Source organism: Haloactinospora alba (assembly GCF_006717075.1).
GTDB classification, from domain to species: Bacteria; Actinomycetota; Actinomycetes; order Streptosporangiales; family Streptosporangiaceae; genus Haloactinospora; species Haloactinospora alba.
Genome location: NZ_VFQC01000003.1, coordinates 1 through 13,659, shown reverse-complemented (window position 1 = coordinate 13,659; position 13,659 = coordinate 1). Strand labels below are relative to the sequence as shown.

The 13,659-nt window shown below is 63.4% G+C and carries 20 protein-coding genes; 16 read left to right on the top strand and 4 right to left on the bottom strand.

Features of this window, described 5'->3' with window-relative positions:
* Position 1: 1 nt before the first annotated feature.
* From FHX37_RS20540 to FHX37_RS20510, 8 genes are all read left to right on the top strand, one after another.
* Positions 2-274 carry a hypothetical protein gene (locus FHX37_RS20540; RefSeq protein ID WP_141925905.1) on the top strand — a complete coding sequence of 91 codons (273 nt, stop codon included), beginning with the start codon at positions 2-4 and terminating at the stop codon, positions 272-274.
* Positions 274-1,056: a recombinase RecT gene (locus tag FHX37_RS20535; RefSeq protein ID WP_141925904.1), complete on the top strand. Its 783-nt coding sequence runs from the start codon at positions 274-276 to the stop codon at positions 1,054-1,056. Before FHX37_RS20540 ends, FHX37_RS20535 begins: the two co-directional genes overlap by 1 nt.
* 444 nt (positions 1,057-1,500) lie before the next feature.
* On the top strand, positions 1,501-2,301 hold the full coding sequence (locus tag FHX37_RS20525) for a hypothetical protein (RefSeq protein WP_141925902.1): 801 nt from the start codon (positions 1,501-1,503) through the stop codon (positions 2,299-2,301).
* Between the two features lie 491 nt (positions 2,302-2,792).
* Positions 2,793-3,794, top strand: coding sequence for a hypothetical protein (locus tag FHX37_RS20520; protein WP_141925900.1), 1,002 nt, complete (start codon positions 2,793-2,795; stop codon positions 3,792-3,794).
* The gene (locus FHX37_RS23070; protein ID WP_170181665.1) at positions 3,755-4,231 is read left to right on the top strand and encodes a hypothetical protein; all 477 of its coding nucleotides are present in this window, start codon (positions 3,755-3,757) and stop codon (positions 4,229-4,231) included. Before FHX37_RS20520 ends, FHX37_RS23070 begins: the two co-directional genes overlap by 40 nt.
* A gap of 25 nt (positions 4,232-4,256) precedes the next feature.
* The gene (locus FHX37_RS23065) at positions 4,257-4,694 is read left to right on the top strand and encodes a single-stranded DNA-binding protein (protein ID WP_170181664.1); all 438 of its coding nucleotides are present in this window, start codon (positions 4,257-4,259) and stop codon (positions 4,692-4,694) included.
* 66 nt (positions 4,695-4,760) lie between these two features.
* Entirely contained in the window at positions 4,761-4,934 is a 174-nt protein-coding gene (locus FHX37_RS23060; RefSeq protein ID WP_170181663.1) for a hypothetical protein, read from the top strand.
* Between the two features lie 248 nt (positions 4,935-5,182).
* The gene (locus FHX37_RS20510; protein ID WP_141925897.1) at positions 5,183-5,662 is read left to right on the top strand and encodes a hypothetical protein; all 480 of its coding nucleotides are present in this window, start codon (positions 5,183-5,185) and stop codon (positions 5,660-5,662) included.
* Between the two features lie 16 nt (positions 5,663-5,678).
* On the opposite strand, the gene FHX37_RS20505 is transcribed toward FHX37_RS20510, so the two are convergent.
* A complete protein-coding gene (locus FHX37_RS20505; protein ID WP_141925896.1) occupies positions 5,679-5,930 on the bottom strand; it encodes a helix-turn-helix domain-containing protein in 252 nt (83 codons plus the stop codon).
* A gap of 305 nt (positions 5,931-6,235) precedes the next feature.
* Between FHX37_RS20505 and FHX37_RS20500 the strand changes: the two genes are divergently transcribed.
* The 8 genes from FHX37_RS20500 to FHX37_RS24170 all read left to right on the top strand — a co-directional run bounded on the left by FHX37_RS20500 (position 6,236) and on the right by FHX37_RS24170 (position 12,961).
* Complete coding sequence (locus tag FHX37_RS20500; RefSeq protein ID WP_141925895.1) at positions 6,236-6,418, top strand: hypothetical protein; 183 nt, start codon at positions 6,236-6,238, stop codon at positions 6,416-6,418.
* Between the two features lie 91 nt (positions 6,419-6,509).
* A complete protein-coding gene (locus tag FHX37_RS24010; RefSeq protein ID WP_141925894.1) occupies positions 6,510-6,953 on the top strand; it encodes a DUF4190 domain-containing protein in 444 nt (147 codons plus the stop codon).
* Positions 6,954-7,186: 233 nt separating this feature from the next.
* Positions 7,187-7,708 carry a hypothetical protein gene (locus FHX37_RS20490; RefSeq protein WP_141925893.1) on the top strand — a complete coding sequence of 174 codons (522 nt, stop codon included), beginning with the start codon at positions 7,187-7,189 and terminating at the stop codon, positions 7,706-7,708.
* A 78-nt stretch (positions 7,709-7,786) separates the two neighbouring features.
* A complete protein-coding gene (locus FHX37_RS20485) occupies positions 7,787-9,097 on the top strand; it encodes a PBSX family phage terminase large subunit (protein WP_141925892.1) in 1,311 nt (436 codons plus the stop codon).
* Positions 9,066-9,254, top strand: a complete 189-nt coding sequence (locus FHX37_RS20480; protein ID WP_141925890.1) for a hypothetical protein — start codon at positions 9,066-9,068, stop codon at positions 9,252-9,254. The genes FHX37_RS20485 and FHX37_RS20480 overlap by 32 nt, the downstream gene beginning before the upstream one ends.
* Before the next feature lie 35 nt (positions 9,255-9,289).
* Positions 9,290-10,834, top strand: a complete 1,545-nt coding sequence (locus tag FHX37_RS20475; protein ID WP_141925889.1) for a phage portal protein — start codon at positions 9,290-9,292, stop codon at positions 10,832-10,834.
* A gap of 3 nt (positions 10,835-10,837) precedes the next feature.
* On the top strand, positions 10,838-12,766 hold the full coding sequence (locus FHX37_RS20470; RefSeq protein ID WP_141925888.1) for a phage minor capsid protein: 1,929 nt from the start codon (positions 10,838-10,840) through the stop codon (positions 12,764-12,766).
* A 9-nt stretch (positions 12,767-12,775) separates the two neighbouring features.
* Positions 12,776-12,961 carry an Rmf/CrpP fold protein gene (locus tag FHX37_RS24170; RefSeq protein WP_394344526.1) on the top strand — a complete coding sequence of 62 codons (186 nt, stop codon included), beginning with the start codon at positions 12,776-12,778 and terminating at the stop codon, positions 12,959-12,961.
* On the opposite strand, the gene FHX37_RS20465 is transcribed toward FHX37_RS24170, so the two are convergent.
* The 3 genes from FHX37_RS20465 to FHX37_RS23050 all read right to left on the bottom strand — a co-directional run.
* Entirely contained in the window at positions 12,949-13,215 is a 267-nt protein-coding gene (locus FHX37_RS20465; RefSeq protein WP_141925886.1) for a hypothetical protein, read from the bottom strand. The two genes, FHX37_RS24170 and FHX37_RS20465, sit on opposite strands and share 13 nt — an antisense overlap.
* On the bottom strand, positions 13,212-13,406 hold the full coding sequence (locus tag FHX37_RS20460) for a hypothetical protein (protein WP_141925884.1): 195 nt from the start codon (positions 13,404-13,406) through the stop codon (positions 13,212-13,214). The genes FHX37_RS20465 and FHX37_RS20460 overlap by 4 nt, the downstream gene beginning before the upstream one ends.
* 61 nt (positions 13,407-13,467) lie before the next feature.
* A partial coding sequence (locus FHX37_RS23050) for a hypothetical protein (RefSeq protein WP_211351994.1) occupies positions 13,468-13,659 on the bottom strand: 192 nt, incomplete at its 5' end.

Below are 13,659 nucleotides of genomic sequence, written 5' to 3'. Positions count from 1 at the left end.
TATGCGACTCAAATTCGAAATTCCACCGTCCAAGTCCACGCCAGCAACGCCGAAGCGGTCGAAGCATCAAACCATCGCTCAGGCACTGAGAAAGCGTCCAGGCGAATGGGCACGCATCGACGTCAAGAGGACCGCGCAACTCGCGTCGGTCACGGCGAACCAAATTCGTCGTGCGTATCTGAGCGCCTACGCACCTATCGGGGATTTTGAAGCCATTGCTCGAACCGTGAATGGCGAATACCGGGTGTACGCGCGTTATGTGGGGAGCGAGTAATGGGCCAGTCGGTGACAAACGCGGTTGCCCAGCGGGACACGAGCCCGTCCGGAATGGTGGGCAAGTACAGAGACGATTTCGCCCAGGTGATGCCGAGCCATGTCAATGGCGCTGGCTGGGTGCGGATCGCTCAGGGCATTCTTCGCCGAGACGCGAAACTAGCGGAGGCAGCCCGGAACGCTCCGCAGTCGCTCATGTCGGCGCTCATGGACGCAGCACAACAGGGGCTTACTCCCGGAACAACCGAATTCTACCTAGTCCCGAGGAAGCGCAAGGGATCCCTCGAAGTCCAGGGCATCACCGGCTACCAAGGTGAGATCGAGCTAATCTACCGCGCGGGCGCGGTGGCCTCGGTCGTCGCGGAGATCGTGCACGAGCATGACACGTTTGAATGGATTCCCGGAAAACACGAGAGGCCGATCCACGAGGCCGACTGGTTCGGGAACCGGGGAACCATGGTCGGTGCCTACGCCTACGCGGTCATGAACAGTGGATCAACCTCCAAAGTGGTCATTCTCAATCAGCACGATATTGAGAAGGCGCGTGCCATGTCAGACGGAGCGGACTCAAGTTATTCCCCTTGGCAGAAATGGCCGGAGTCCATGTGGCTGAAGACGGCCGCGCATCGACTCGCGAAATGGGTTCCCACAAGCGCCGAATATCGCCACGAGCAAGAACGGGCACGGGCGCGCTCCGAGGATACAGAAATCCCCGCATCCCCTGATTCCGACGTTGTACACGCTGAGATTGTCGAAGAGAACGACGATGAACAAGCCACGTGATATCGGAACACGTGCCGCAACCGGTGTTGCCCGCTTTCTCCAGGATCATGGTTGGCCTTACGCGGATACGCGGACACAACACGGCCACCGGGACCAAGGGGACATCACCGGATGTCCCGGAATCTGCTGGGAAATCAAGGGCGGGAACAAGGCGGAGAACGCCGGTGACCAGCTCATATCAGATTGGCTGAACGAAACCGACACAGAGCGGATTAACGCCACTGCCGAAATCGGAGTTCTCGTGACAAAGCGACCCGGTTATGGAACCGCGCGGGTTGCGTCCTGGTGGGCACATATGGAAATCGCGACAGCCGGACGCCTTATGGACGTATGGAAACCAGTTCCGTTTGAGGTGTACACCGCTCCCGTGCGAATGCACCTTTCTGCGGCAGTGACACTTCTTCGGCACGCCGGATACGGATCCCCTCTTTCCTAGGAGTCCCAGTGAACGACGGAAATTACAAGCACACCGATAACGACGGCGACATCGTTCACATCGTCGACAGCACCACTATCACGTCCTGCGGCACGGACGGTGAGAAGACGTCCGTCTACTTGCCCAGCAGTACCGCCGAGCGGATCACCATGGCGCTGGCGATCCTCGGGCACCACCCCGCCCAGGTGGTACCCGTCAGCTTGGATACGCGCGATGACACCCGACGGGTGCGCAGCGACCTGTACGACCTGATCGGCTCCCTTACGGGAGAAACTCGGAGTGCCGTCCGCCGAACACTTCGGCATCTTGAGCGGCTATCCAGTGAGCTGGAGCAGGTCCGAACCGACCGCGACCGGTTCCACACCGCATGGCAGTCGGCCCGGGTGCGCGCTGCCGACACCCGCGAGTCCGCGGAGATGTCGCGCTGGTTCGCCTACGAATTCTCTGGCGATGTACTGGAGCTTCGCCGCGAGCTCGCCGCCGCCCGCGCCGAGCGCGATCAACTCCGGGACCAGCGCGACCAGCTTGCCGCCGAAGCTGAGCCCGACGAGGACGAGACCGACGAGGACGACGGCTACACGCACACGTGGCGGGTGGACGGACGCACGGTATGCGGACTGTCCGGTGAGGAAGTCACTACCGTGCCGTGGCCCTCGACCTGTCCCGAGTGCGATCGCCACTATGAGCGTCTCGCCGACAGGCAGGACTACGCAACGCTGAGTCCCGAGCCCGGGGACGAAGTTCCGGACCTGGCTGAACTGTCCGACCGGATCGCCGCCCTTGAACAGCGCTTGGACGCCGCCGAGTAACCCATTCCAGGGGGCGGCGGATGCGGCCGCCCCCTGTCTTCTCTTCTTACAGGGGAAGCGATGCGTGAGACCAAGAAACTAGCCGAACGGCTGGAAGCTGAGCGCGCGCGGCCGGTTCCGCCGCCGTCACCGAGGAATGAGTCCGCCGCTACAGCTCGCCTGAGCCTTCTCCGGTCCGAGGGGCACGACGAGTCTCCGCGCGATCCGGTGTCCGCCGTGCGGGCGTGGCTGCATGACTGGCTGTGCCAGTCCGGGCCGTACTGCCACGGCGACAACGACCACGCGCGGGGCACTGTCACCGCTACTCACGCCCGGCGGATCGTGGACACGTGCGCCGCATGGGGAGTCGGTCAGGAGCTACGAACTGCGGTGCATGACGCGTTCTGCCGCCCGGGGAAACGGTGCCCCCGCCGCTCCGACCACGCGCGCGGAAATGACGCAACCCATTTGATGATGGAAGTCGCCGAACTCATTGAGTCCACCGAAGATGAATGACTTTCTGGGAAGGGGGAATAGTGGCGTGGGTTCGTCTGAGTGATGATTTTTACGATCATCCAAAATTTGACCAAGCGGGAGCGCTGGGAATCGCTCTGTTTTCAGCCGGACTCGCGTGGTGCAACCGTAACCTCACGGATGGATTTATCCCTAAGAAGACAGCGCTTCGGTTGCTGGATTTCGAAGACGTTGTAGACGCGATGCGTAACGCGGACCGTAACGGCGTTACTAACAGCGTTAGTAACGGAGAGGATAACGATGCCCTAGCCCTCGCTATGGCACGTACTGCCGTTCGGAAGCTAGTTGAGGCAGGGCTTTGGGAAGAGATCGACGGGGGTTATCAGGTCCACGATTACCTCGATTACCAAGCCTCACGGGAGCAAGTCGAGGCAGGGCGCAAGGACGCTGCCGCACGTCAGAAGGCTTGGAGGGAGCGTCGTAAGGCCGAAAACCGTAACGCGGACCGTAACGGCGTTACTAACGGGGAGAGTAACGGCACCGTAACGGGTGCCCCCAACCCCAACCCCAATGGTGTTCCTTCGGAACACCCCCCTCTCTCGTCTCCCCCCGAGCCCAGCGGCCGTAGCAACACGAGCGAGTCCGCTCGCTCCGCTCGCGAGAAAGATAAGGACCCTCCCCGGTTCTCCGAGTTTTGGAGCGCCTATCCCCGACGTGTCGGTAAGGGGCAGGCCCGAAAAGCTTTCAGGGCGGCAACGGCGAAAGTAGATCCGGACACGATCATTTCCGCAGCAGCAACCCTCGCTCAACAGCGCACCGGCGCGGATCCGAAGTACACCCCGTATCCCGCAACGTGGCTCAACCGCGAAGGGTGGCTCGATGAGCCCGACCCGCCGTCACCGCCGCCGCAAATCTCGCCCGGAAACCGTCAGCAGCAAACGGACGACATGTTTACCCGCGCCATGGAGCGCGCCCGAGCTAAGGATCAAGAGGAGCAAGAATGGACCGGACCGAAACCACTGCCCTCGTTCGGTACGTGAAAGCGGCGTTCCCTCATCAGCACGTCGACGAATACACGCCGGACGCGTGGCATGCCGCGTTGCACCATCTCGTGGCGGCTGATGCCCGGGAAGCTATCGACCAGATCGCCCGCGAGCAACGGTTCTGTTCTCCGGCCGATATCTGCGCCAAGGTCCGTGCCATCCGCGCCGACCGGATTCAGCGCGCTCCTATCGCCAGGCCGGACCCGGACGCCCGGGACTACCGCCAACAACTTCACGAGCACTTGTCCGCTGTCGCCGACCAACGCGCGATCCGCTCCGACCGGGGCGAACCCACTCCCCCTACCGAGTCGTACCGGCAAGCGCGCTCTGCGCTTGGTCTCACACAGCCACAGAATCCACGCGGAAGCAGAAATACCCGCGTGTCCGAGGAAGGCTACAGCTCCGACTCTTCAAACTCCGCACAACCCAACTGAACGCCGCAACGGAAGGGCTTCTTCGATGGCACTACCCACGATCTCCGTCACCGGTCGGCTCGTGGCCGACCCGGACATGCGCTGGACGCAGAACGGAACCGCAGTGGCAAAGATCAGAATCGCCGCGAACTCCCGCCGCTACAACAAACAGACAGAGCAATGGGAAGACGCCGACGTGTGGTATGGCCGGGCGACCGCCTTCGGCCGGACTGCTGAAGCCATAGCGGAAGCGGAAATTGACAAGGGAACAGAAGTTACGCTCCACGGCCGGATTAAGACCACCCAGTGGGAGGACAAGGAATCCGGTCAGAAAAAAAGCGCAGAGGAAGTTATAGTGGAGGAAGTTTCTCGCCCAGTGCGGATGCCTCGGCGCGACAGCGGAAACGGGTACGGGAACAACACCGGCACCGGACAACCTCAAAGCGACCCGTGGGAGCAGCGGGATTCTGAACCCCCGTTCTGACATTCGAACAGGGTGGACCCTTGAGAGTCCACCCTGTCTTCCTAAGAATAGAAACAGGAAAGAAGAATGACTGTACGAGAGCTACACGAGTTTCTTGGTGGCTATCTCTCCGAGTGTGGAGATGCGCCCGTACTGCTCCGCGAGGTGGGATACGAGGCCGCGATGATGCCGCTTCCTGAGCTGGATATCGAGTCCACCGAGAGCGGCACTGTTGCCGTTCTCGCCACGAGGGAGCCGTAATGGTGTGTACGTGTGGGCAGCCGGTCGCCGATGCCACCGTGTGCGCCACGTGCGCGGGAATGCTGACCGCCGCACTCCGGAAAGTTGAAGAGTGGCTCGCTGACGAGCTGGAGACGACGCTCACCCGACAGGACCGGACGGCACGTCCGAGCGGCGGCGGGCGTCCGGCTGAAATCCCACTTCCCTACTCTGGGCGGGCGTCGGAAGCCCGCTGGGTTCTGCGGTCCGCCGTGGTGGGGTGGGTGCGCATGATCGCCGACGAACGAGGGTGTCCGGACGACACGCTTCCCGCCATGGCCGCATGGCTACGGGGACGGGTGGAGGTCATCCGGCATCACCCAGCGGCTGCCGAAGCGCTCGATGAGATCACCGCAGCAGTTCAGGAAGCCGAACGCGCGGTGGATCTCCCGGGCGCGAGTATGCTCGCGGGAACCTGTCCCGAGTGCGGCCGGCCCGTGTACGCCCGTGAAGGCGTTCGCACCGCGCGGTGCCATGATGACGCGTGCGACGGTGAGGTAGACGTCCACGAATGGCGCACAGAGGCGCTCCACCGGCTCAACGCCGCCGCGCTGCCCGCTGCCGACGCGGCACGCGCCCTGACCGCTCTGGGACACACCGTCACACCGGAGCGCATCCGGCAGTGGGCACGCCGGGGCAAGCTCACTCCTGCCGATGGTGCCCGTTCGTACTATCTCTCCGACGTTCGCAATCTATTGGAGACCTCATGACCGAACCGCACTCCCGTTAGGACGTGCGGCCCTCGGCGATCTGTTGCGCCCTTCCACGACTGATCCCAAGTTCAGCCGCTACCTGCGCGTGGCTGTATCCGGCTTCGCGCAGGTCCAGTACGGCAGCACGTCGTTCCTCTCGCAGTGCGCGCTGAAGGGCCGGTATTGCCGAGAGCATGTCTCCCACGGCCTGCGCGCGCTCCGTGGGGTCCGTGATGGCGGATAGCGCGGCTGTGACCTGCTGTATCTGATCGTCGGAAAAACTCATAGAAAAAGTGTAGCTGACACCCTTTACATGTAGCGGGTACCCGCTACAATGGAAGTACAACAAAATAGAGAGGAGGTGATCTTCTCGATATGGTGGAATTCCTCATCAGCATCGCTTCGCTCTTCCTCATTCTCATCTCAACCCTCACGGGAGTCCTTACTCTCCGGGCGCAGGTGAAGAAGCCGAAGGGAAAGCATGCGATAGGCCGCCATCGTAAGAAGTAACCAAGGGACCGGGGTAACCAAACTACCCCGGTCCCGACCTCCTACTTTACGCACCAACACCCAACCTCACAAGGAGGAACCATGCCGCTCCTACTGCGCGTCGCCCTGGTCGTGCTCAACATCAGTCTTCCTGTGGCCATCATCACCACGATCCGAGGAGTAGTGTTCGACGCTTTCCCCGTGTGGTACTCGGTCGTAGGAGCAATCGTGATACTGATCGGTGTGGCATTCGATATCGGAGTGTACCTCTACTACAAGAGGTAGAACATGACGTTTCCTGGAAAGATCTAGAAAAACTCGCCTTTCCTTGCGTTCCACTGACGAGAATGTCACACTAGGAAGCATCAACACACGAATGCCCGGCCACCGGTCGGGCATTTTCATGTCCGACCGGCACACGACGCGTAACCGTGGGCATGGTTTACATGATGGCCGAAAGTGGCCAACGGAACGCATCCGGGACTGTCGGGGGATACGTTTCTTCTATCCTGGGACTCTCCCACCAATAGGAGTTCGCATGACCCATGCTCACCCCCCGGTCCCTCCGCACGCTGCGCCACGGCAGACGAGCGGACCCGCCATCGCATCCCTCATATTGGGGCTCGGGAACTTGGTCTGCCTGTTTATGCTCTACATCCCCTGCCTGGTGGGACTCATCCTCGGAATCGTCGGCATACGCCACACCGGGGCAAGCGGCACCCGCTCCGGGCGCGGCATGGCTGTGACCGGAACCGTGCTGAACGGATTCTTCGCCGTACTCGGGCCGTTCATTATTATTTCCATAATCTCGTCTCAGTAGGGACCGGGGGGGTGAAATGCCCCCCGATTACCGCACCGCCGCCGCAATCATCCCGCGCGGCGACACCGGCGACCGCACCAACATTCTCGACCGGCTCACATTCGCGCTCGGACGTTCCCCCGACGTTGTACGGGAAATGCCAGTATCAACCGCTCGGGAACGAGGATTCATCGATCCGAACCGGTGGCCCCGCACGCGCGGGACCGTTCTCGTCGCCGCAACCAGGGGGTGACATGCCCCCGCCCATCAATGACGATAAGCGCGCCGCGATCCTGGCGGACATCGACAGCGGAACCAAGAGCCGCAACGCCATTTCCCGCGAGCATGGGGTGTCCCCTAGTACCGTTGCGAAGGTCGCTCAAGAGAACGGCAACGAAGACGCGTTCGACCGGACGCAGACCGCCCACGCGACGCGCGCGCGTGTGGCCGACAACGCCGCGCGCCGCGCGGAGATCGTCTCCCGGCTCTACGAACACGCATCCCATCAGCTCGACCGGCTCGACCGGACCGAGCACGAGCGGTCCGAGGTGTCGGCCGGGAAGCTCGTGCAGTGGACCGCTGATGATCTACCGCCCCAGGACGTGCGCGCTCTGATCCAAGCGGCCGGGCACGCCACACAGCACGCGGTCAAGCTGGAAAGCGTGGACGCTTCGACCGGTTCCGACGATGCGGCTTCGATGCTGTCGCGTCTCGCGGAGGGCATTCGCCAGACGTGGCAGAACGGTGCCGACTCTCAGAATGAACCGTCGGACTAGCGCTTTCTGACTTCCGGTAACTTTTGCTTATCAGAAGCCAGAAACGGTCATTTCGGGCACGGTCTTTGAGGGGTGATCGTGCTCAACACGCTGCCCCTAAGCCGGAAACAGCTCGGCTCCATCGCGGAATCAACCGCAGCGGTCAACGTCTGGGACGGCGCGATCCGCTCCGGGAAAACTATCGCGTCCCTACTCGCCTGGTTGATGTTCGTCGCCGACGCCCCGCGCGGTGGAGAACTGCTCATCACCGGCAGGACTCGGGAGACGATCAGCCGCAACATCATGGGGCCACTACAGGATCCCGCACTGTTCGGCAGCATCACCGATCACGTGTCCTACACCTCCGGAGCGCCTACGGCGGCCATTCTCGGGCGTCGGATCCACGTGATCGGCGCGTCCGACAGCAAGGCTGAGAAGACCTTGCGGGGAATGACCGTCGCGGGCGCCTACTGCGACGAGGTCACGGTCCTACCGGAAGAGTTCTTCACGCAGCTGCTCGGGCGCATGAGTGTGGACGGCGCGAAGTTGTTCGGCACCACCAACCCCGACTCGCCCGCCCACTGGTTGAAGACGAAGTTTCTCGACAAGCGCGCGGAGTTGCCGCACTGGCGGTACTGGCACTTCACCATGGACGACAATCCCGCCCTGTCTGGCGAGTATGTCCAGCAGAAACGCGCAGAGTTCACCGGGCTATGGCATCGGCGGTTCATCGCTGGCGAGTGGGTTGCGGCTGAGGGCGCGGTCTATGACATGTGGGACCCGGCAACCCATGTCATCCCATGGGCCTCGCTTCCTCGCATGCGGCGCGTGCTCACCCTCGGACTCGACTATGGCACCACGAACGCCACCGCCGCCCTGCTGCTCGCTCTCGGAGAGGATGGCCGGTTGTACCTCGTGGACGAATGGCGGCACGACCCCCGGGCGGGCGCATCGCGGCTCACGGACGGGCAGCTCTCCGCGCGGTTGCGGGACTGGCTCGACCAACCCCACCTACCCGAACAGCCCGACATGCGGCCCGAATGGGTTGTTGTCGATCCGTCAGCCGCGAGCATGCGGCTTCAGCTCCACCGCGACGGGCTCACGTCCGCGAGCGCGGACAACGACGTCCTACGTGGGATCAGTCTCACGGCGACGCTGCTCGCCGAACAGCGACTCCTCGTGTCCGACCGGTGCACCGGGTTCATCAACGAAGCTCCCGGTTACAGCTGGGACGACGAGGCCACCGAGAAGGGCGAAGACAAACCGCTCAAGATAGCGGACCACTCGCTAGACGCTGCCCGCTACGCCCTTGCCACCACCGAAGCGCTGTGGCGAGCCCACCTGACCAACCATGACCGTCACCACCTAGGAGCACCCCATGACTCCGATCCTGCGCTACTTCGCCTATGAACATCTTCCCGAGCACCTCCAGGAAGTCAGCCGGCCTTTCGCCGAGCTTGCCCGCCACCTCGCCGACACCCTGCCCGCCGGGCCGGAGACCTCCACGGCGCTGCGCAAGCTGTTGGAGTCCAAGGACGCGGCCGTGAGGGCCGCACTGGACACGTGAGGCTGTAGCCGCCCACACCGTGAGGAGGTGACCCGGTGCTTCCCACACAAGACCAGCCGTGGCCCCCGCACGACACCCAGCGTCCGCGCGAGCTGTACGACGCCTGGTCCGCTTGGTACTCGGGAGATCCCGAGGAACTGTCTCGGGTATACGGGGGTGCTGTCGGCGGGCACGACTTCTACCGCGACCACGGTCGCACGGGCGTTCTCGGACGGGCGTGGTCGGCTGTGGTCCGCTGGTTCTGGGGACAGCCCACACCGGGGCAAGCGCCTTCGCGGCTACACGTGCCGCTCGCCTCAGACATTGCCGAAGCCTCAGCGCAACTGCTGTTTGAAGAGCTTCCCGCGATCACCGTCGGTTCCCAAGAACGGCTCGACGAGATCACTGAGGAAGCCGACCTACACGCCACACTCTTGGAAGCAGCCGAGGTGTGCGCGGCCTACGGGGGCGTGTACCTACGCGTGTCGTGGGATACCAGCGTGGCCGGTGTTCCGCTCGTGGACGCGATCACGCCGGACTGTGCCGCTCCCGAGTGGACGCATGGCAGGTTGAGCGCGGTCACGTTCTGGCGAGTGCTCACCGACGATCACGGACAGGTCTGGCGACACCTCGAACGCCACGAGCCGGGAACCGTCTATCACGGCCTCTACCAGGGCACCCGAGACAAGCTCGGACGTCCGGTGCCGCTGGACGACCGACCCGAGACCGAGATGCTCGCCGACCAGGTGGACGCTGACGGAGCGATCCCGACCGGCGCCCCGGGGCTGGCTGCCGTGTACGTTCCCAACGTCAGGCCGAACCGGTTGCTACGCGGGTCGCCGCTGGGACGAAGCGACTACGCGGGCGTAGAGCAGCTTATGGACCAGCTCGATGAAATTTGGTCGAGCTGGGCGCGCGAGCACCGGTTGGCCAAGGCCCGCGCGGTCGTTCCCAACGCTCTGCTACAGGACCAGGGCGCGGGCAAGGGCGCGTGGTTCGACGCTGAGCAAGAGCTATTCACCGGTCTGGAGATGCTGCCCGGAACCGACACGAGCCCCAGCAGCATGGTTCAGCTCGTTCAGCCCGAGATTCGGGTTGAACAGCACGCCCGGACGGTCACAGAGCTAGCGACCCAGATCATCCGAGGCGCCGGTTATTCCGCCTCCACGTTCGGCGAACAGGGCGACGGACAGGCGGTCACCGCTACCGAGGTCCATGCTCGCGAACGGCGGACCTACCAGACCAGGGCACGCAAAATCGGCTACTGGAAGTCCGCGCTCGCCCAACTCGTGGAAGCGCTGCTTGCCGTAGACCGTGAGGTGTTTGAATCCGGTGTGACGCCCGAGCGGCCCGCTATCGAGTGGCCGGACGCGGTGACGCCCGACCCTGAGGCGCTCTCGCGGACCTTGACCGGCATCGCCAACGCTGAGGCAGCGAGCGTGCGCACGAAGGTTGCCATGCTCCATCCGGACTGGGACGAAGCCGCAGTGTCCGAGGAGGTCGAGCGGATCCGTGCCGAGCAAACCAGCGAAGCGGATCCGTTCGCCGAGGCGTCCGAACTCGCTTCCACTGGTCTCGCGGAGAACGCCGACGGGGGGTGACCCGTGGCGGTCGATCCCGACAACATCGAAGCGATAGTTCAACAAGTCAGCAGGATCTACCGAGAAGCCGAACTCGCCGTCACGCGGCGCATAACCCGGCACCTGGAGGAATACCCCGGAGCGCCGACCGCTGAGCTAGGAGACCAGCGGATGGAGGCAATCGGCAAGCTTCGGAAGTCGGTCGAGTCCATCCAAGCCTCGCTTGAAGCCGACGGATCCCAGCAGCTTCGCGACTCGATTGCCCGATCGTGGAGACTCGGCAACCGGTCCGCCCTGTCCGACATCCCCGATGGGCTACTTCCCGGATCCGGTATCGGGGAGGCAGCCGAGGAAGCCCGCGAACAGGTGCCACAGACCGGCGCGATTGAAGCTCTGGCGGAGCGGCTCATTAAGGACATCGGCGACAAGGTGAAGAACGTTCTCCGGGACGCGCTGGACGCCTACCGGGAGGTGGTCGCGGGCGCGTCCGCGCGGATGCTCGCCGGGGGACAGTCGCGCCGGGAGGCCACACAAGCCGCGTGGTCAGCGCTCGTGAAGCGCGGCATTACGGGATTTACGGCCAAGAGCGGCCGGACATGGCGACTGCATTCCTACGTGGAAATGGCGACCCGCACGGCTAGCGCCCGTGCTGCGGTCGAAGGGCAAACTGACCGGCTCGCCAGCATCGGTATCGGCTTCGTGTACGTGTCAGACCACGGGCAAGAGTGCCCCTTATGCCGCCCGTGGGAGGGTGCTGTACTTCGACGAGCCGATGATGGTCCGACCGGGGAAATCGACATTGCCCACACCCTCACTGAGGAACCGGTAGCCGTCACCGTGGCCGGGACGCTCGCCGAAGCGCGCGCGGCCGGATTGTTCCACCCGAACTGTCGTCACTCGGTCAGCGCCTACCTGCCCGGCGTCACCCAGATTCCCGAGCCGCGCGGGCAGGATCCCGACGCCTACCGGGCACGGATGAAACAGCGCTCGATTGAGCGCGACATCCGCAAGGCCAAGGAAGAGCGTGCCGCCGCGTTCACCGAGGACGCCAAACGTGCCGCGAACGCGAAAGTGCGGCGTAAGCAGAAACAGCTACGCGAGCACCTGGCAGACAACCCCGAGCTGAAACGTCTGCGGTACCGCGAGCAGGCCGGAGCCGGATCCACACCACCGGCCGGACGCGATGACGCGGCGACCGGAATCGGGCCAGACACCCAACCCACCTTGGATGGGGGAACCGAACAGGTCCGGCCCGATACGCGCCGCCAGGAGGAGCCCGAGCCGGCCGAGGATCGCACCCCCGATCAACCCGAGCTGAAGGAACCAGAGCCGACCGAAGACCTTACGCAACTCTCCGCAGACGACCTCGATACGCGGATGTCCGAGCTACTGGGTGCGGGCGTGGACATGGACTCCCCCCAAGTCCAAGCGGTTATCGCCGAGATGGACCGCCGCGAGGAAGCCGAGCGGCGTCGAGAGGAGCAGGCAGAACAGCGCCGCCGCGAGCGCGAGGCGAAGGAGGACGCCCAGCACGCGGAGATAGAACGCCTCGTTGAAGACGAGGGCATGGAGCGTGAGGAAGCCGCCGCTGAAGTGTTGGGACGTAGTATCGAGTCGATCCGCCGAGAGCAGTACGTAGCTGAACACCGGTCGTCGCAGGATCGCCGCCCCTTCCGCGAAATCGCCCGTGAGCAGTACAAGCTCATGATCGAACGGATTTATGTGCAAGCGGAAGAGCAGACGAACGGGTTCATGCTCAACCAACAAGGCGAAGCGGCAGGCATCGATCCGATGTCATTGTTCTCTGGCCCTCGGAGCCGAGTAGAGAAATATGCTAGCGAAGAACTTAAGAGGTTCTTCGACGCCAGCGGACGCCAGACCTTTGAAGACTTCATCGCCGAGATCGAAGCTGGTCAGCCGACCGGTGAAGTGGGCCGCGACTTCAACAGGTAGGGAGGATGCGTGTCGGTCGCAGTAGACATCGTGCGCGCCTACCAGGACGGAAAGCAGGCCGCCCAGGAAGGGCGACGCCGCTCCACGTGCCCGCATGATCCGAACGCAAACGATCCCCGCACCCGAAACCTATTCCGGTTCTGGATGCGGGGGTACGCGGAGGTCATACCGAGCCCGATCGACTACTCGGATTGACGGCGCCCTTGGCGCGGAGTGGCGTACCACGCCCGGATCTCGCCAAGGCGGTCGGGCGCCCAACCTGGCGTGTCCCCGACGAACGCGTCCGGTTCCGGGAATGGGGATGCGCTGTCTGGGGGGTTGCGGCGCAACGCTTGTGTGACAGCGGTGCGGGACACGCCGATCTCGGCAGCCACCTGAGTGGCACCGAGGTACCGGACAGCGGTGGGGTATACGTCAGCAGTGGCCATGCCCTCTATTGTCGCGGTCATCCGTCAACCTCCACACCAAACAGTGCGCCGCCCTGAGGGTGGCTGGTAACTCGCAGCCCGAACAGACTCCCATCGTTGGGGAGTTCCGGTGGAACGATTTTCTCTTCCTCGGTCGTTTCTATGGCGTCCCAGATATCGGTTTGCCCGGTAATCTGGCTGCATTCCCATTCGCTGAATAGCGGCTGGTCCATGGTGAATCCTATCTACAGGGAGCAGGTGACCCCCCGCATAAGCGGGGGGTCGTTAATCCGGCTACATGTTCGGCGGGATATTTCCCGTCAGTGTGCGGATGTGATCGACGTTTTCCCAAAGAGTGCCGGTGTCTTGGGTGACGCCGGTCTGAATCCGGTATATGGCTTCCCGGGCGCAGAACCGTTTCTTCGTTCCCTTGGGCGCCTTGGCTAGTTCGGTCAGCACGTCCACCACTTTCCCGTACCGCTCCCG